This is a genomic window from Halomonas sp. Cn5-12, assembly GCF_021532545.1.
In the GTDB taxonomy this organism is placed as follows: domain Bacteria; phylum Pseudomonadota; class Gammaproteobacteria; order Pseudomonadales; family Halomonadaceae; genus Vreelandella; species Vreelandella aquamarina.
The window spans coordinates 14228-32938 of record NZ_JAKGAY010000037.1 but is presented as its reverse complement, the minus strand read 5'-3'; the positions used below and the strand labels follow the sequence as shown (position 1 = coordinate 32938).

Annotated in this window: 14 protein-coding genes and 1 rRNA gene; 8 read left to right on the top strand and 7 right to left on the bottom strand. The window is 57.1% G+C overall.

Annotation, left to right across the window (positions count from 1 at the left end):
- Together L1249_RS15345 and lldD are read right to left on the bottom strand one after the other, a co-directional pair.
- A 16S ribosomal RNA gene (locus tag L1249_RS15345) occupies positions 1-125 on the bottom strand; the annotation flags it as partial.
- 471 nt (positions 126-596) lie between these two features.
- Positions 597-1763 carry an FMN-dependent L-lactate dehydrogenase LldD gene (gene lldD, locus L1249_RS15340; RefSeq protein ID WP_058576723.1) on the bottom strand — a complete coding sequence of 389 codons (1167 nt, stop codon included), beginning with the start codon at positions 1761-1763 and terminating at the stop codon, positions 597-599.
- A 309-nt stretch (positions 1764-2072) separates the two neighbouring features.
- Between lldD and L1249_RS15335 the strand changes: the two genes are divergently transcribed.
- From L1249_RS15335 to L1249_RS15325, 3 genes are read left to right on the top strand one after another with little or no spacing between them, the layout of a single operon-like run.
- Complete coding sequence (locus L1249_RS15335; RefSeq protein WP_137094866.1) at positions 2073-2843, top strand: GntR family transcriptional regulator; 771 nt, start codon at positions 2073-2075, stop codon at positions 2841-2843.
- Positions 2840-4759, top strand: coding sequence for a sensor histidine kinase (locus L1249_RS15330; RefSeq protein WP_137094864.1), 1920 nt, complete (start codon positions 2840-2842; stop codon positions 4757-4759). Before L1249_RS15335 ends, L1249_RS15330 begins: the two co-directional genes overlap by 4 nt.
- Positions 4752-6134: a sigma-54-dependent transcriptional regulator gene (locus L1249_RS15325; RefSeq protein WP_044630446.1), complete on the top strand. Its 1383-nt coding sequence runs from the start codon at positions 4752-4754 to the stop codon at positions 6132-6134. Before L1249_RS15330 ends, L1249_RS15325 begins: the two co-directional genes overlap by 8 nt.
- Here L1249_RS15325 and L1249_RS15320 read toward each other — a convergent pair.
- The 3 genes from L1249_RS15320 to L1249_RS15310 all read right to left on the bottom strand — a co-directional run bounded on the left by L1249_RS15320 (position 6110) and on the right by L1249_RS15310 (position 8803).
- Entirely contained in the window at positions 6110-6781 is a 672-nt protein-coding gene (locus L1249_RS15320; RefSeq protein ID WP_058576724.1) for a metal-dependent hydrolase, read from the bottom strand. The genes L1249_RS15325 and L1249_RS15320 overlap by 25 nt on opposite strands.
- 90 nt (positions 6782-6871) lie before the next feature.
- Positions 6872-7423, bottom strand: coding sequence for a gamma carbonic anhydrase family protein (locus L1249_RS15315; RefSeq protein WP_044630444.1), 552 nt, complete (start codon positions 7421-7423; stop codon positions 6872-6874).
- 39 nt (positions 7424-7462) lie between these two features.
- Entirely contained in the window at positions 7463-8803 is a 1341-nt protein-coding gene (locus L1249_RS15310) for a sodium-dependent transporter (protein ID WP_058576725.1), read from the bottom strand.
- 201 nt (positions 8804-9004) lie between these two features.
- On the opposite strand from L1249_RS15310, the gene prlC reads away from it, so the two are divergent.
- From prlC to L1249_RS15290, 4 genes are all read left to right on the top strand, one after another.
- The gene (gene prlC, locus L1249_RS15305; RefSeq protein WP_235253716.1) at positions 9005-11053 is read left to right on the top strand and encodes an oligopeptidase A; all 2049 of its coding nucleotides are present in this window, start codon (positions 9005-9007) and stop codon (positions 11051-11053) included.
- A 56-nt stretch (positions 11054-11109) separates the two neighbouring features.
- A complete protein-coding gene (locus L1249_RS15300; protein WP_044630441.1) occupies positions 11110-11358 on the top strand; it encodes a YheV family putative zinc ribbon protein in 249 nt (82 codons plus the stop codon).
- 283 nt (positions 11359-11641) lie between these two features.
- A complete protein-coding gene (locus tag L1249_RS15295) occupies positions 11642-12622 on the top strand; it encodes a TAXI family TRAP transporter solute-binding subunit (protein WP_044630440.1) in 981 nt (326 codons plus the stop codon).
- Between the two features lie 100 nt (positions 12623-12722).
- The gene (locus tag L1249_RS15290) at positions 12723-14927 is read left to right on the top strand and encodes a TRAP transporter permease (protein WP_044630439.1); all 2205 of its coding nucleotides are present in this window, start codon (positions 12723-12725) and stop codon (positions 14925-14927) included.
- 137 nt (positions 14928-15064) lie between these two features.
- Here L1249_RS15290 and metF read toward each other — a convergent pair whose 3' ends face one another.
- The gene (metF, locus tag L1249_RS15285) at positions 15065-15904 is read right to left on the bottom strand and encodes a methylenetetrahydrofolate reductase [NAD(P)H] (RefSeq protein WP_228169043.1); all 840 of its coding nucleotides are present in this window, start codon (positions 15902-15904) and stop codon (positions 15065-15067) included.
- A 140-nt stretch (positions 15905-16044) separates the two neighbouring features.
- Between metF and L1249_RS15280 the strand changes: the two genes are divergently transcribed.
- Positions 16045-16980: an AEC family transporter gene (locus L1249_RS15280; protein WP_044630437.1), complete on the top strand. Its 936-nt coding sequence runs from the start codon at positions 16045-16047 to the stop codon at positions 16978-16980.
- Here the strand turns inward: L1249_RS15280 and ligB are convergent.
- Positions 16977-18674 carry an NAD-dependent DNA ligase LigB gene (gene ligB, locus L1249_RS15275; protein ID WP_228169042.1) on the bottom strand — a complete coding sequence of 566 codons (1698 nt, stop codon included), beginning with the start codon at positions 18672-18674 and terminating at the stop codon, positions 16977-16979. The genes L1249_RS15280 and ligB overlap by 4 nt on opposite strands.
- Positions 18675-18711: the final 37 nt, after the last annotated feature.

The following is an 18711-nucleotide window of genomic DNA, read 5'->3' as shown; positions in this document are numbered from 1 at the left end:
CTATGCATTACTCACCCGTCCGCCGCTCGTCAGCATCTAGCAAGCTAGATCTGTTACCGCTCGACTTGCATGTGTTAGGCCTGCCGCCAGCGTTCAATCTGAGCCATGATCAAACTCTTCAGTTTAAAATCATTGTGATGCTTACTCCTCACCCGAAGGTAACAAAAGCGCATCAAACTTGGCTCAAGGTTCAAACGAATTCATTCAAACTTTCGTTCTCATGACCGCTTGCCTTGATATTTGGTGACTTATCACCCTCATCGGCAAGCGCCCACATGAATTACCTGATCAAATTGTTAAAGAGCTGTTTCGCTGTGCTGGCTCGGTGACCTGAACCGTGTTGCCTCAGCGAGGAAGGCGTATTCTACGCATTTCCTGGTGGTTGTCAACCGCTGTTTTCAGCGAGTGAAGCGAGCGACTTAAACTATAACAAGACGGCTCTAACTTCTTGACAAACCAGAAGTTTTTCAACCTCATTTACCGCTGGTAACGCTTGGCGTCCCCGGCAGCGGATGCGTACTTTACGGATTCGCGGCCGGGTTGGCAAGGGCTTTTGTAAAAAAATGCCAACACCGCTCTATCAAGCTGATTACCGGCTACCTGATAGGGTGTTCAAGTTCTTTTATAGCGCCAGATACTAACGATTCGGAACTAAGGTCAGCTATCGTTCGCGCGCCTGTCAACGTCATCGCAACCCGCATCTCTTTATCGAAAAGCTCTAGCAAATTGGCGACACCCGCCTCCCCAGCAGTGGCCAGCGCATAAATGAAGGCACGGCCAATCAATGCTGTATCGGCTCCCATAGCAATCATCCTTACTACATCCAACCCGTTGCGCACCCCGGAGTCGGCCAGGATCGTCAGATCGCCTTTAACTGCATCCGCAATAGCAGGAAGGGCACGCGCAGTAGAGGGAACACCATCTAGCTGACGACCGCCATGGTTCGAAACCACAATACCGTCTGCGCCGAAACGCACTGCATCACGCGCATCTTCAGCGTCGAGAATCCCCTTAATGATCATCGGGCCATCCCACTGCTCACGAATCCAATCCAGATCTTTCCAAGAGATAGAGGGATCAAAGTTGTCACCTAGCCAAGCTATATAGTCCTCAAGCTCTGTAGGCTTACCACGATAATCAGACACATTACCTAGATCATGTGGACGACCATGAACCCCCACGTCCCAGGCCCATAAAGGATGCAGCGCGGCTTGCAGCATTCGCCTCATGGGTCCACTTTTACCGCTCATGCCTGAATGCGCATCACGATAACGCGCTCCTGGAACCGGCATATCAACCGTAAAAACCAGTGTCTTCACGCCTGCGGCCTTAGCACGCTCCAGCACATGCTTCATAAAGCCGCGATCTTTTAGCACGTAAAGTTGAAACCAGATGGGGCGGTCAACTGCCGCGGCTACTTCCGCAATAGGGCACACCGATACTGTCGAGAGCGTGAATGGTATGCCTTTTTTGGTGGCCGCCCGAGCTGCCTGCACTTCACCACGCCTTGCATACATCCCCGTCAAGCCCACCGGCGCCAGCGCAAGAGGCATCGCCATTTTTTCGCCAAACAGCTCGGTTTCGAGTGATAGCGACGACATATCCTTCAGCACACGCTGCCGCAATGCGATACCTGCGAGATCCTCAACATTTCGGTTCAGCGTATGCTCTGCGTATGACCCACCGTCAGCATAATGAAAAAGAAAGGGAGGGATACGGCGCTTGGCAGCTTGGCGGTAGTCCGTCGGTGCTGAAATGATCATGGCAGGCCCTATGCAATAAATAGATGCACTATTTATAAGTACTATCTACAAACGGTCATCGAAGCGTTGGTGTTAAGCGCCTCAGATTAAAATTGGTTTTACCAATTTACAAAAAATCAGATTCAACATTAGTGAGAGGTTACCGCTGTGTCAAACCGGCATCACGCTCTATAGCGCTTTTCAGCTATATACTTTAGTTTCAAACCGCATAAACAGTACCGTTAGCCATCCATTTGTTAGCGTTTTACTATTGAGACAAATCATTGAAGCCCCTACCATTGGTCTTACCAATTATGTGGACCCTCACCAATGACTTACCCACCGCTCCGCCAACAGCGCTTAGCTGATGTGATTACTGAACGCCTTGAAGCCATGATCCTGGAAGGCAGCCTGAAGCCGGGCCAGCGCTTGCCACCCGAGCGTGAACTCGCTGAACGTTTTGGGGTATCTCGGCCCTCACTTCGAGAAGCAATTCAAAAGCTGGCGGCTCGCGGCTTGCTCACCAGCCGCCAGGGTGGTGGCACATTTGTTAATGAAACGCTTAACAATGGTTACACGGATCCGCTATTAGAGATGATGTCGCGCCACAATGAATTTCATCTCGATCTGCTTGAGTTTCGCGACGCCATGGAGGGTATTTCTGCTTACTATGCCGCGCTACGCTCGACACCTGCAGATAAAGCTGTCTTGATTCAGCGCTTTGAAGAGCTTGATGGTGGCTTTGTGGGGGCTGACCCGGCTCAAGAGGCTAAGCTAGATGCGGCTTTTCACCTAGCTATTGCGGAGGCTGCCCATAACGTTCTGCTGCTTCACACGATCCGCGGCATTTTTCATCTGCTGGAACAGAGCATCGTGGATAACTTGGCCCACCTGTTCGCCAAACCCGACTCGCGTACCCAGCTAATGAACCAGCATCGTGCCTTGCTGGATGCCATTTTAGAGGGCCGCGCTGAAGATGCTCGAACCCGCGCCCACGAGCACTTAGTGTATGTAGAAGAAGGGCTGCTTGAGATGGCTAGAGCCGAAACTCGCGCTCAGCGCGCTCTACGTCGTGCCCAAGCCACTAATAGTCCCGCATGAGTAGTCACGTCAGCAGCACCGAGTGGCGCTGGCGTCTGCTATGGCTTATCGCCATTCCCGTTGGGCTACTGCTGTTTATGTGGCAGGCGGCTCAGTTCGCTCGTGAACAGGCACTTTCGAATCTTCAGGATGATGCCGAGAACGAGCTACGCCTCTCCGCGGCCAACTTGAACGGCTACCTGCTGCGTTACGACTACCTGCCGCAAATGCTCGCCACCCGAGAGGGTATTCAGCGCTTTCTTGCCTCTCCGGATAGCCAAGACCCTATGCCACTCAACCTGCTGCTGGATCGTTTTCGTTTCACTTCAGGCGTCTCGGACGTTTACCTGCTTGATCGCGATGCCGACACCATCGCGGCTAGCAACTGGCATCGCCCCAACACTTTCATTGGTCAGAACTACGCGTTTCGCAGCTACTACTCCGATGCCATCGCGGGTGGCCAGGGACGCTTTTTTGGGCTTGGGATCCAGTCGTTAGAGCGCGGCTACTACTTTTCCTCTCCGGTGTGGCTGGACGATACCTCTCCCGATGCCAAGCCGGATGGCGTGATCGTCGTCAAAGTGCTGCTTGATGACGTCGAGGAGAGCTGGGCCGAGCAGGACGCCGAGCTGTTCGTCACCGACAGCGACAACATCATCTTTATGGCCAGCCACCCCGAACTGCGCATGAACGCTCTCTATCCGCTGAGCGACGAGCAGCGCGACGCGCTCCGCGAAACCCGCCGTTATGCCATGGAGCCGCTAACGCCGTCTGGGATTCAATTGAATACCCCATACGGGCCCGGTAGTTACCTAGTGAGCTTTGCCCATGGCCCTCTCAGCGGCGGGCGCTATTTAAGCCTCACGCGCCCCATTCCTGAGTTTGGCTGGCAAATGCATATTCTCAAGCCACTGACACCGGTCATGAACGCCCAGTGGATTGCTGCCTTCATGGCGGGAGGACTCTACGGCGTCATCGCCCTAGCAGGGGGCATTGGCTGGCAACGCCTGAGACTACGCCGGGAACGTGAAGCGTTTGCCGAGCGGGAGCGCCAAACGTTAGCCCACGTGCGAGATGAGCTTGAAGTCAGCGTCGAGCGTCGTACCCGCGACTTAGTCGCCAGCAACCAACGCCTCTCGGATGAAATTGAAGAACGGCGGCGAGCAGAGGCCAACTTACGCCAAACCCAAGATGAGCTTATTCAAGCCGCTAAGCTCGCTGTGCTTGGGCAGTTAGCCGCCGGGATTAACCACGAACTCAACCAACCTTTAGCAGCGATTCGTGCCTATGCTGAAAACGCACGGCGCTTTATTGAGCTATCGCGGATTGAGAGCGCCGACGCCAATTTAGCGCAGATTGTTGAGCTCACTGAACGAATGGCCGATATCAGCGCCCAGCTACGCCAGTTCTCTCGCAAAAGCAGCGAGCGGCAGGAGACCATCTCCGTACAAGCCTGCATCGAGTATGCCCTGCGCCTGTTTCATAGCCGCCTGAAAGAGGGTAGCGTTCAGGTGGAGCAGCAATGGGCAGAAGCAACGCTTTGGGTAAACGCTGATTTAGTCCGCCTAGAGCAGGTACTGGTTAACCTGATCGGCAATGCACTGCAGGCGATGAAAGAGACGCCTTCGCCGGTGCTCACGCTGCGCGCAGAAGTGATCAAAGATCAGGTGGTCATCAGCGTCGCTGACAACGGCCCCGGCATTACCAAGCAACATCTTGGGCATATTTTTGAGCCTTTTTTTACCACCAAAGCACCCGGTAGCGGGTTAGGGCTAGGACTCTCTATTTCCTCGCGTATTATGGAAGATCTTGGCGGCAAGCTGCAGGCCACGAATCTCGCTACGGGTGGCGCCTGTTTCACAGTCACCTTGCCACGCTCAACGGCCCCGGAGCCCTCTACTGCCCGCCTAAAACAGGAGAATCAACCCCATGCATGAGCCGTCGACGCTGCCGGTCATGGTGATCGACGACGAACCGCATCTGCGTATCACCGCCAGCCAAACGTTAGAACTTGCGGGCTATACGCCCCACTGCTTTGAATCGGCCGAACAGGCGCTTGCCGCGCTGCCGAATGACTTTCCTGGTGTCATTGTGAGTGATATTCGCATGCCTGGGATGGACGGCATGGCGCTGCTGCATGAGCTACATAGCCGCGACGCCACGCTGCCGATTATTCTGATTACCGGTCACGGCGACATTTCGACTGCCGTAGAAGCCATGCGTGCAGGCGCCTGGGACTTTCTAGAAAAGCCTTTCGCGGGCGACCAGCTGCTGGATGTGGTGAGACGTGGCATCGAAAAGCGCCAGCTAAGCCTTGAGAACCTGCGCTTGAAGGCCGAGCTAGAGGTGCAACAAGCCGCACTGGGCCCGCGCTTGGTTGGGCGAACGCCAGTAATCTCAAGGCTTGCCGCGATGATTCAGCGCATCAGCCAAGTGGAAGCCGACGTGCTGCTGTTTGGCGAAACGGGCACCGGCAAAGACTTGGTTGCCAGAGCGATTCACGAGCGCAGCGCCCGACGTAACAGTCCATTTATGGCCATCAACTGCGGCGCGGTGCCGGAAAACACCATCGAGTCCGAGCTGTTCGGCCATGAGAAAGGCGCCTTCACAGGGGCGGTAGAGCGGCGAATTGGTAAATTTGAGCACGCTAACGGCGGCACCGTCTTTTTAGATGAGATTGAGTCCATGCCCTTGGCACTTCAGGTGAAATTGCTGCGAGTGCTTCAGGAGCGTAGCGTAGAACGGTTAGGCGCCAACGAAGCTGTTCCGCTCAATATCCGTGTGATTGCCGCCACCAAAGTCGACCTCAAAGTCGCCGCCGAAGAGGGGCGCTTTCGCGAAGATCTCTACTACCGGCTAAACGTAGTCACCCTACCGCTGCCAGCACTTCGCGAGCGAAGAGAAGACATTCCCTTACTGTTCCAACACTTTGCCGTGGTGGCGGCGAATCGCAGCGGGCTTGAAGCGCCCACTCTAGATAGCCACGCCATTGCCACCCTCCTGGCCCACGACTGGCCGGGAAATGTGCGTGAACTGCGTAACCTAGCCGAGCGCTATGTACTGCTGGGAGCCGCGTTTGACTACCGTCTTGATGCCCTGCTGGAGGGTGTCGCTGCCGACACTCAAGAGCTAACGCTACCCCGCCAAGTAGAGCTGTTTGAAAAGAGCTTGATCAGTCAGTCGCTAGCGCGCCATCAAGGACGAGTGACGGATGTTTGCCACCATTTAGGAATCCCCCGCAAAACGTTTTATGACAAGCTCAAAAAGCACGGTTTAAGCGCTGGCGACTATCGCCACAGCAGCGAACCCTGATGAAATAGCTCAACCAGCACTCCCCAAGGCGGCACCCAGGGCACCAAGATAAGCATGGTGATCAACATTAATAGGTTGGAAAGTGGACGGCGGCTATCGCCAAGCTTTAGCGCAGTACCGAAAGAGCGCTTTAAGCGCGCCCCTTCGAGGTCGACGCTAAACAGTTCATCCAAACTCAAGTGAATAATAAACCCAAACAGTACTGCAGCCCCGTGGCTCCACGCCAGCCAGGCAGGCTGGGCAAGCAAGTGAAAGCTTAGCGCAGCCGTAGCCAACGCACACAGCCCTGCCGCCATGAGTGAATGCCAAATCCCCCGATGAACAGTCAAGCGCGAAAACAGTACGGACGCTAAATAGCGCACTGAAAAATAGATGCCACCACACGCCACCAGCAGTAGCCCAGGTGTTAACCACGGCTGCAGCAACAGCACACCCAGCACCAGCGAAGGCACTGATAAAATATTAAAAATCAGCCGGATAGAGCGAGAACGGTCAGCATCAATATCGGGGAGAATACCGCCAAAGGCCACCAGGGCAATGACTAGCAGGGCTTGTGGAGCTACCCACCACTGCGCCTGCCAGCCAACGTAAGCCATTAGCGTGCCGCCCGCTGCTGCAACCGTTATATGCGTGCGAAAATTAGCCATGTCGCGGCACCCTAGAAAACTGGATAAATTACCAGACTTTCAGTGCGCGCAACATGGCTAGGTTAGAAAAAAGAGTGGTAAGGCAAACGCTTAACGTGCTTCGGCGGCTTCCATAAGGAACTGATCTTTTAACTTAACGTAATTGCCTGCGGTATAGGGGAAGAAAGCCCGCTCTTTCTCCTTGAGCGGGCGCAGCGCCTTCGCAGGGTTACCGGCATAAACGTAACCGCTCTCCAATCGTTTGCCCGGTGTCACTACCGCGCCAGCAGCAATAATCACCTCATCTTCAACCACTGCACCATCCATCACGATGGCGCCCATTCCCACCAGAATGCGGCTGCCCAGGGTGCAACCGTGCAAAATTGCCTTGTGGCCAATGGTCACATCGTCGCCAATCGTGAGCGGGAAACCATCAGGATTGAAATCACTGGCGTGGGTAATGTGCAGCACGCTGCCATCTTGAACGCTGGTGCGCGCACCAATGGTGATGCGGTGCATATCGCCGCGAATCACCGTCATCGGCCATACCGAGCAGTCATCACCGAGCGTGACATTGCCAATCACCACGCTGGCGGGATCGATGTAGACACGCTCACCCAACTGCGGCGAAACGCCTTGATACGTTCGTAAGGCACTGCTCATGATTATCTCCTTAACACGATAAAGGGGCTGAAAGGCGCACTATAGCAACCCACCGAGTAAGACGATAAACGTCAGCGGAATCGACACCCAGCGAATCGTCGTACGCCATAGTAAATAGCCGCGCTCCCCCGCGCCCAATGCGCTGATGACACGCGCTTGTGGCATCACCCATGCGGCAAAAATCGCGATTAGCAGCCCTCCCATGGGGAGGAAGATATCAGGGGGAATACTGCTTACCAGCTCAAAGACGTTACGCCCAAACAGCGGCCTGAATTCTGCCAGGGTTGAAAACGAGAACGCTGATAGCAAGCCGATTAACCATACGCTGAGCGCTACCGCCGCCGTTGCCGTACTGCGCCGCCAACCCAGCCCCTGCAACGTGGCCACCATTGGCTCGGCAAGGTTGATCGCCGAGGTCCAGGTGGCCAGCAGCAGCAGCAGGAAAAATACGCTGAGCCAGAACGATCCCCAGGGCAACTCGGAAAACGCTATGGGCAGCGTCACGAACATCAGTCCTGGTCCATCGGCGGGGTCCATGCCCTGGGCAAACACCACCGAGAAAATCGCAATGCCCGCCAGCAGCGCCACGCTAATATCCAACACCGCCACGGCAAAGGCCGCCTTCGGCAGGCTCTGCTCATCGGGCATATAAGCCCCGTACGCCATCAGCGCACAGGCACCGACTGCCAGCGTAAAGAAGGCATGGCCCATGGCATGCAATATGACCGCGGGAGTCACGTCCTCGAACGAGGGCAGAAAGAGCCACGACAGCGCGGTACCAAAGCCCGACGTAGTAGTGGCATAAATGGCTAACAGCAGCAGCAAACCGTATAGCAGTGGCATCAGCAGGTTGTTGAGCCGCTCAAGCCCTTTGGCCACCCCAGCTGCCACCACCGTCATGGTCATGAAGAGGAACAGCGAGTGGTTGAAGATCAGCAGCCCAGGATTCGCCAGAAACGCTTCGAATCCTGCACCGATCTCAGCTGCGCTGGCACCGTTAAAGTTGCCGTTCACCGAGGCCACTAAAAACTCAATCGACCAACCCGACACCACCGAGTAAAACGACAAAATACAGAACACGGTGAACGCGCCAAATAGCCCCAGCCAGCGCCAGTGCCGGGAAGCCCCCGCTTCTGACGCCAATGCGCCTAAGGCTTGCATCGGCCCGCGCCGCCCGGCACGCCCAATGAGGATTTCCGCCATCATCACGGGAATCCCAAGTAGCAGCACGAACGCCACATAAATCAGCAAAAAAGCAGCGCCGCCGTTCTCTCCCGCCACATAGGGGAAGCGCCAAATATTGCCCAGCCCAACCGCCGCACCTGTTACCGCCAAGATAAAGGCCCGCTTCGACCCCCAGCGCTCTAGCGTTTCACTCATTACTTGCTCCTGCCATGGGTGGCATTGTTGGTGACACTTACAGATTACGGATATGGAAAGGCGGCAAGACTAGCAGGCGCCTGCCCCCAGGCCAAACGCTTGCAGCGGGTCAAGCATTGAAACAACGTCTCACTGCCCGCACTGTGTCATCATCAGCGTACGTTTTTGTGCGCCCCTAACTTGATTGCTACCGAGGTGCTTATGTCCCGCAACCCGTTGCTAGAGAGCCACGAGCTTCCCCCTTTCGCCGACATTCGTGCCGACCACGTGGTGCCCGCCGTGGAAACGCTGCTCGATGAGAGCCGCGAGGCGATTGATCGCCTCGCCCAACAGGCCGTTGCCACATCCCCAACGTGGGACAACTTTGCCGCACCGCTGGAAGCAGTGAATGACCGTCTTTCCCAGGCCTGGTCACCGGTGTCGCACCTCAACGGCACCATGAATACCCCAGAGCTGCGCGATGCTTACCAAGCCTGCCTGGAAAAACTCTCTGCATTTGGCACCTGGGTCGGTCAGCACGAAGGGCTGTTCAAAGGCTGGCAGGCGCTAAAAGAGAGCGAGAGCTGGTCAACGCTGACGGCCGCCCAACAGCGTACGGTGGATAACGCCCTGCGCGATTTTCGCCTGGCCGGGGTCGACCTACCGGCGGATAAGAAGGCTCGTTACGGTGAAATTCAGTCCCGGCTCTCTACGCTTTCTAACCAGTTTTCTAATAACGTGCTGGACGCCACCCAGGCGTGGCATAAAGACATTCAGGATCGCGACGCGCTGGCGGGCGTTCCTGAGAGCGCTCTGGAAACTCTTAAAGCCCTGGCAGACGCTAAAGGCGTTGATGGCTACCGCATTACGCTGGATTTCCCCAGTTTCTTCCCCATCGTCAGCTACGCCGACAGCCGCGAGCTGCGCGAAGAAGTGTATACCGCCTTCGTGACCCGCGCCTCCGACCAGGGCCCCAACGCGGGCAAGTTCGACAACGCCCCCATTTTGGAAGAGATTCTGGCCCTGCGTCAGGAACTGGCGCGGTTGCTGGGCTTCGACACCTACGCCGACTACTCGCTAACTACCAAAATGGCAGACTCCCCCGCGCAGGTGCTGGACTTTTTGGAAGACCTCGCCCGCCGCGCCAAGCCGCAAGCGCAGGAGGAGTTTGCCGAACTCAGCGCCTACGCCCGTGACGAGCTAGGCATCGAGACGCTCAACCCCTGGGATGTCGCCTACGTCAGCGAGAAACTGCGCGAAGCACGCTACGCTATTTCCCAAGAGCAACTGCGCCCCTACTTCCCCGCGCCGCGGGTCGTGGATGGCTTGTTCCAAGTCGTCGAGCGCCTTTACAACGTTCAGGTAAAAGAAGACAGCAGCGCTCCGAGCTATCACGACGACGTGCGCTTCTTCCGTATTACCGAACAGGGCAAACCGATTGCTGGGTTCTATCTGGATCTCTACGCCCGCGAAGGCAAACGGGGCGGTGCGTGGATGGCTGACTGCCGGGTACGCCGTAAAACCGAGAACGGCGTGCAGCTCCCAGTGGCCTTCTTGACCTGCAACTTCACCGCGCCAGTAGGCGGTAAACCTGCGCTGCTGACCCATGACGAAGTGACCACGCTGTTCCACGAGTTTGGCCATGGTTTGCACCATATGCTGACCAAGCAAGACGTGGCCGACGTGTCAGGCATCAACGGCGTGGCCTGGGATGCGGTTGAGCTGCCCAGCCAGTTTATGGAGAACTACTGCTGGGAGCGGGAAGGTCTCGACCTGCTAGCTAAACACGTAGACACCGGCGAACCGCTGCCGGACGTTCTGTTCGAGCGCCTGCAAGCGGCGAAAAACTTCCAGTCCGCCATGGGCATGGTGCGTCAGATCGAGTTTTCTCTGTTCGACCTACGCCTCCATCACGAGCTGGAAGCGCCTTCGGCCAGCGATGTTCAGACGCTGCTCGACGACGTGCGTCGCCAAACCTCTGTCGTTCCCGTGGTCGACTTCAACCGCTTCCAAAATAGTTTCAGCCACATCTTTGCAGGCGGCTACGCCGCTGGCTACTACAGCTATAAGTGGGCGGAAGTGCTCTCTGCCGATGCCTGGAGCGCCTTTGAAGAAGCCGGGATTTTTGACCCAGACACTGGCCAGCGCTTCCGCGAGGAAATTCTGGAGCAAGGCGGTGCGCGGGATGCCGCCGAGCTATTCCGTGCCTTCCGAGGCCGCGAACCTAGCGTCGAACCGCTGCTGCGCCATAGCGGTATTCGCGCCGCCTAAGCTGGCTATTTTTATCCGGTGCGGCGGCGTTGCCGCCGCACGTTGGGAGTGTATGTATGTCGAGTATTAAGCGTTTTATTGCAGGCGTGACCTGCCCCCGCTGTGCCGCCATGGACCGCATTCGTGCGTGGGAGCAGCACGGCATCCGCTACCGTGAATGCGTGAGCTGTGATTTCTTCGAACAGCTGCCCATTGAAGACGAAGCGACCCCCGAGCTCACTACACGAGTGAATCAGGTGCGTGATGAGCAAAAAATCCAGGATGTGCAGCCGGTTCGCATTCTTGACCCAGGTAAAAACAAATAACGCCCCTCGCTAGCGGTGCAGCGGCTGCATCGCTAGGTGCCCCCTTTGAAAAGTGTGTGAAAAACCGCACACCACCCTATCTAGAGCGTGCGCAAAGCCAGACACTTAATGGCTTTTGCTTTTCAACCAAAGTTGAAGAGAAAATTCTTAATGCATTGATTTCTATATTAAATCGTATATGTGGCACAAGTATCGCTCTATATAAGCTGCTTAATGATAAAGCACTGGCGGTGTCCCACACGCGCCAGACGATAATCCCAATAACAGCTTAGGAAATCTCGCCATGCGCAATACGATGCCCAAAACTGTCGCTCTGCTCGCAGGCAGCGCGTTACTTGCTGCAGGCACTGCCCATGCGGACCGCTCTGAATGGCCCACTAACTTTACTGTTGGTACGGCAAGTCAAGGCGGCACCTACTTCGTTTATGGCTCTGGCTGGGCAAACTTCATCGCCGATGAGCTCGGTGTTTCAGGCGGCGGCGAAGTGACTGGTGGCCCTACCCAAAACCTGGCGCTAGTACATAGTGGCGATATGGCGTTTGGCCTAACCACTATGGGTCCGGCGTCTGATGCCATCAAAGGCGAAAGCCCGCTGGCACCTGGCCTAGTCATGGACAACGTTTGCGCGCTGTTCCCGATGTATGAAACCCCGTTCTCTATCGCCGCGCTCTCTAGCTCCGGTATTGAATCTATTTCCGACATCCCCGACGGTGCGCGCATCGGTTTCGGCCCGGCGGCGTCTACCTCTGACACCTACTTCCCGGCCATGCTGGAAACCCTGGGCGTAAACTTCGACCGCCGTAATGGCGGCTGGTCTGACCTGGGCGGCCAGCTTCAGGACGGCCTGCTGGACGTTGTCGCCTTCGCTGCGGGCATCCCGATTCCGGCAGTTAGCCAGCTGGAAGTCCAAACCGACGTGAACATTATTGAGTTTACCGAAGAAGAGCTGGCGACTGTGCTAGACGCCTTCCCGGTCGCTGAGTTCACCATCCCGGCTAGCACTTACACCACGCTGGAAGAGGATGCTCGCGCCGTTGCCATGTGGAACTTCGCGATTGCTGGCTGTGACCTGCCGGAAGACTTCATCTATGAAGTCACGAAAGCCACGATGGAAAACAATGATCGTATGCGCGACGTACACCGCAGTGCTGAAACCAGCATTCCGGAAAACATCGTGCACAACACGGTACTGCCTTTCCACCCAGGCGCAGCACGCTGGTACGAAGAGAACGGTTACGATATCTCTGACGACATGATCAAGTAAGCTCCACGCACCATCGCGCTGCCCCGCTGCCGACCCTGTCGGGCGGGGCAGCGTTTGCTCTTGCCCCCTTTCTCTGCTTTTGCTGTGAGGGTGACCTCTGATGAGTCACAATACCAACCAAGACCCCAACGGCCTCAAGGATGACGCCTTAGCTGCTTCATCAACGCCAGAATCGATTGCTGATGGCGTCGATGAAGAAGTTGTTGAGCCCAACCGCCGCCTGTTCGTTGGCTGGCAGTTCCTATTATTTGCAGCACTGGCGATTGCCTATTCAGGTTTCCACCTGTTTTCACTCAACGTGTACCCCATGGAAACCTGGTCGTTCCGTATCGTACACATCGCCGGTGCGTTAATTTTGGGTTACGGGCTGTTTGCCGGTGCCCGCTTTGCTGAAGATGACCAGCAAGCCTCTCCGGCTTGGCTGAAATGGGTGAGCTATGCGCTGCTGGTTCCTGCGGTTTACTCGCTGGTGCAAGTATTCTTGATGCAGCAGGCTATCAACGGCGGTGCCATGCGCATCGACCCGGCCGTGGAGACGCTGCACTTTGGCTACCCACTGATGGCCACCACAGCAGGCGCGATTGTGCTGTCTTGGTTCTATCGTCAGGCACGCCACCGCCTTAATCCCGCCGACTTAGTGTTAATGGTGTGTGCTTTGGCCAGCGCTGGCTACCTGCTAATGGCATTTAACACCAGCATGCGGATGTCCACCGGCACCTCATTTGCGCCTCCCGGTATCTCTTGGGCCGCCATCGCGGGCTCGCTGCTGATTCTCGAACTGACTCGCCGTGTGGCAGGTTTGGCGCTGGTCGTCATTTCAGCCGTGTTTCTGACCTACGTCTTTGCAGGCCCCTATTTACCTGGTTTCCTGGGCTACCCTGGTCTATCGGTCCAGCGCTTCTTTAGCCAGGTCTATACCGATGCGGGCATACTCGGCCCGACCACGGCGGTCTCGTCCACCTATATTATTCTGTTCATCATTTTTGCCGCCTTCTTGCAGGCGTCTAAAGTGGGCGACTACTTCGTCAACTTCGCCTTTGCCGCGGCAGGTCGTGCTCGCGGCGGCCCGGCTAAGGTGTCTATCTTTGCTTCTGGCTTAATGGGAATGATCAACGGCACCTCCGCAGGCAACGTGGTATCGACAGGCTCACTCACTATTCCTCTGATGAAGAAAGTGGGCTACCCGGCACGTAGCGCCGGTGCCATTGAAGCAGCCGCTTCTACCGGTGGACAGATTATGCCGCCCATCATGGGGGCAGGTGCCTTCATCATGGCAGAGGTCACCGGCATTCCTTATACCGAAATTGCCGTTGCAGCCTTGATTCCTGCCATTCTGTACTTCGCCTCTATCTACTTCATGGTGGATTTTGAAGCCGCGCGTAAAGGCATGCGGGGAATGCGTAAGGATGAGATTCCGCTATTTTCGAAGCTGGTGAAACAGGCCTACCTGTTTGCGCCGATTATTATTCTGATTGCCGCCCTCTTCATGGGCTACTCAGTGATTCGTGCCGGTACCCTGGCCACCGCATCAGCGGCGGTTGTTAGCTGGATTTCACCCAATAAAATGGGCATTCGCGCCATTTTAAGGGCCCTTCAGCTAGCAGGTACGATGTCCATCCAGATCATCGCCGTGTGTGCCTGCGCGGGCCTAATTGTGGGCGTTATCTCGCTGACCGGTGTAGGTGCGCGCTTCTCTTCGCTGCTGCTGGGCTTGGCGGGCGTTAGTCAGCTGTTGGCACTGTTCTTCGCCATGCTGATCAGCATTCTGCTAGGAATGGGCATGCCCACCACGGCGGCTTACGCGGTAGCAGCATCGGTCGTGGCACCGGGCTTGATCAACATTGGTATCGAACCACTCGTCGCCCACTTCTTCGTGTTTTACTTCGCCGTGGTATCAGCCATTACCCCGCCCGTGGCGCTTGCGTCTTACGCAGCCGCCGGTATTTCTGGGGACAACCCCATGGGCACCTCGGTGGCGTCGTTCAAGATTGGCTTGGCGGCGTTTATCGTGCCGTTTATGTTTTTCTACAGCCCGGCGATGCTGATGGAAGGCTCCGCCATGCAGATCCTGCGCGTTGGCCTCACTGCCACGCTAGGCATTGTGTTGCTCTCGGGCATGGTTCAGAAGTGGTTCTTCGGTCCGGTGAACTTACCCCAACGCTTAGTGATGCTGGTCGGTGCCATGTTCTTGATCTACGGCGGCATCTACACCGACATCGCGGGCTTAGCGATTGGTACGGTGCTGTTTATCATGCAGCGCAAGCAGCATGGTGGCAAAGGCAAGGCAACGGCAAGCACTGCGTAAACCGTTACGTTACTAGAGCCAAGCTATGCACTAGCCGGAACCGAGAGGTTCCGGCTTTTTTTCGTACCTTTAGAACTACCATAAAAAAACCGGCCTGCATCAAAGATGCAGGCCGGTATCATCATCAGGCGACAGCGTTAGCTCAGATTATCCACCACCTTCAACACTGGGGCCGCCTGATTCAGCGTGTAGAAGTGCAGGCCTGGCGCGCCGCCGTCCAGCAGGCGTTCACACAGGCGAGTCACTACATCGGTACCAAAGGCGGCAATGGCGTCGCTGTCATCGCCGTAGGCTTCTAACTGCTTGCGAATCCAGCGGGGAATTTCCGCGCCGCAGGCATCGGAAAACCGTGCCAGTTTGGTGTAGTTGGTGATCGGCATGATGCCGGGAATGATCGGCTGCTCGACGCCCAGCGCACGCGCTTTATCGACGAAGTGGAAGTAAGCATCGGCGGTAAAGAAGTACTGGGTGATCGCCATATTGGCGCCCGCCTTCATTTTACGCGCGAAGTTTTCCACATCCTTGTCGAGGTTAGGCGCCTGTGGATGAGATTCCGGATAGGCTGCGACGGCGATATCGAAGTGATCCCCCGTTTCCTCACGAATGAATTCCACTAGCTCGTTGGCGTAGCGCAGCTCGCCGATACTGCCCATACCAGAAGGCATGTCACCGCGCAGAGCTACGAGACTATCGACCCCTTCTTCGCGGTACTTGGCAAGCAAATCACGAAGCTGGGCTTTCTCGCTGCCAATACAGGAAAGATGCGGAGCCGTGGTAATGCCGCTTTGGCTGACGGTCCGGACGATATCTCTAGTGCGCGCCTGGGTGGAGCCCCCTGCACCGTAGGTCACCGAGAAGAAACGCGGATGACGTGCGGCCAACTCATCGCGTACATGAATTAGCTTCTCCCGGCCAGCATCGGTGTTGGGCGGAAAGAATTCGAAGCTAATACCTAGCGGATGCTCTTGGCTGCTCATGGTTTATCCTCGCAGGACGGTAACGTGATCATTATTTGAGGTATTCTCGCTGCTTCACCGCGCAGCGGCTAATGAAAGATTCCACGGTCGACCTTCAATTCGGCTCATGTTAGCTCTACCGCGTCTATCAAGGAGGAGAAATGGACTTAGCACCCAGTGCTTTAATGGGCCCGCTGCTTATGCTGATAGGGTATGTGGGGCTGGGCTTTATTGCCGCCCAACGGTTGAAAATAGACCCGCGCCCGATTGCTACCTTGTTGGTGTACCTGATCGCGCCGCTGACAATTTTTCGCGCGCTGATGAATGGCGGCCCCACCTTAGAGTATTTGGTGCTCACCCTGGCGATGTTTCTATTGGTCAGCGCCATGGCACTGGCCGTGCGCTGGGCTACCCAACACCGCTTTGGCCCGCAGGAAGGCGCGCTGCTGGCGTTCTCCTCTGGCACCGGTAATACCGGCTACTTTGGGCTGCCCGTCGCGCTGATTCTGCTACCGCCGGAAGGGGTGACGCTGTACCTCTTCTGCATGCTGGGCATCAACCTGTATGAGTTCACGGTGGGGTTTTATTTGAGCGCCCGGGGCCACTTCTCGGTACGCCAGAGCTTGGCCAAAATTGTTCGTCTGCCGCTGGTCTATGCGTTTCTCTTAGCGCTGCTGCTAAACGCGCTCAACGCCACGCTGCCGGAATCACTGATGAGTTCATTAGCGGTCTTTCCCGCCACCTATACCCTGCTGGGCATGATGATCATTGGCATGACGTTAAGCCAGGTCACCCTCGCCGCGTGGGATACGCGCTTTGTGGCGACCTGCGTGGGCCTGCGCTATCTGCTCTGGCCACTGGTAATGCTGGGGGCGGTGCTGGTGCTCCAGCAGTTCACGCCACTCGCACCGGAGCTGGCGATGGCACTGCTGCTATTTGGCGTGGTGCCCATGGCCTCTAACGTGGTGGTCGTGGCGATGGAGTTGGGCATTCAGCCGCAGAAAGGTGCTTTAGCGGTACTCACCACCACGCTGCTGGCACCGCTGTTGATACCGCTCTATCTGGGGCTGATGCTGCGGCTCACCGGGCTCGGTTAAAACCCATCGACGCCCGCCAGCTGCAGCAGGCGGGCCATGCGCTGAACGTCTGGGTGGCTGAAGAAGGCAACGAGCGCTTCGCCGCGCACCGGGCCAACGCCAGGCACGGCTTGCCAATCGGTTCGAGAGTAACCCGCGAGGGTGTACCAATCGCCCAGCCCAGCGTCGCCACCGGGGGGCATTCCCAGCGCCGTCAGCCATGTCGCATAGGGCGCTTGGCGCGCCGCGTCGAACTGTGCCATCAGCGCTGCGGCGGTGGTAGCGCCAATACCGTGGGCCTGTTGAAGCTGCTCCGGCGTTAGTGCCAACCAACCCAATAGTTCCGTAACCACACCGGCCTCCATCAGCGCCTGCCAAGTGCCTTCGCCAATTCCACGCATGCCCAGCTGCTCGCTGAGATAGGTTAAGCGGGCCAGCAGTTGGGCGCTGCATTCTGATGTTCGCTCGGGCGTTAGCGTAAAGCAGCTCAACAGATGGTAACGCTCGGGCGGCGGGGCGCTTAGGGCGGCTCTTTCACGTGTTTGCCACACCACGCTGTCTACCTGAGGAATCGTCAGGCCCGCCAGCGTCACCGCCACGTGGTCCCCAGGGCGCACGTCCCACTCCTGCCAGCGCTCCAATGAACCCAGCGACACGCGGCTGATGCGCCGCCCTTCCAGAGTCACCGGGTAGAGCCACAGCAGCGGCGTTACGCGCCCGGTTCGCCCCACCCGAAACTCCACCCCGCGCACCTGGGCTAGCGCCTGCTGAGACGGATACTTCCAGGCCACCGCCCACTCAGGGGGCGATGACGACCAGTTGCGCACGCCGGGGCGCTCAGCCTGTTTTAACACCACGCCGTCGGTGGCAAACGGCAGCGGGCCGTTGAACCACCGCTCGCGCCATTCGGCGGCCGCCTCCTGGCCGCTGATCGGATGGGTGTAATCGGCCGTCTCGAACCCCAGCGCCGTCAGTTGCGCCAGCCGTTCGGTCATCTGCGTCGGGCCATCCGGCCAGTCCCATACGAATAAACCGATGCGGTTCAGCGTCTCTTGGCTCGGCTCGCGCTGCGCCATGGCACCGGCCACGGCACCTCGGGCACCCGAACCTGGTTGGCGTGCCTGCACGTGATTATCCAGCCGCCAGTAAAGCTCGCCCTGCAGCACCGCAGAGACGGGCTCAGGAAGCGTAACGGGCACACCAGGCAGTTGCTGAACCCGCGCCGTCCAATCCTGCCCCCGCTCGCCGTCTCCACGGCTAACCGCCTCGACGAGCTCCCCGCCCTGGTAACGCAGCGTCACCGCCACGCCATCCACCTTTGGTTGAATCCATAGGTCTTCGCGGCGGCTGGTAAAGCGTCGAATGCCGTCTTCATCGGCTTTAGTGAGCCCGGTTTGAGCGGCCGGATGGGTGCGGGTACCGCTGCTGCTCGTGATGCGGGTCAGAGGCCGATGGAGAGTTGGTGAATCTAAACACGCTTGCCAGTTTTCCAGCCGTGCCAGCGCCTGGTCGTACAGCTCATCAGCAATCAGCGATTCGCCGTTATCATGGTAGGCGCGGTCCCATACTTTGATATGTTCGGCTAGCGCCTGGGTTTCCAGCGCCAGCCGCTCGGCGGGCCAGTCGGGGCAGGTGTCTGCCTGTGCGGAAAAAGTGACACTCATTAACCAGGCTGCCGCTAGGTTCGCCATTCCTGTTATTCGCCGAGCCGACATACGCATCCTCACGTGGTAAACGGGAAATTTTTCAACC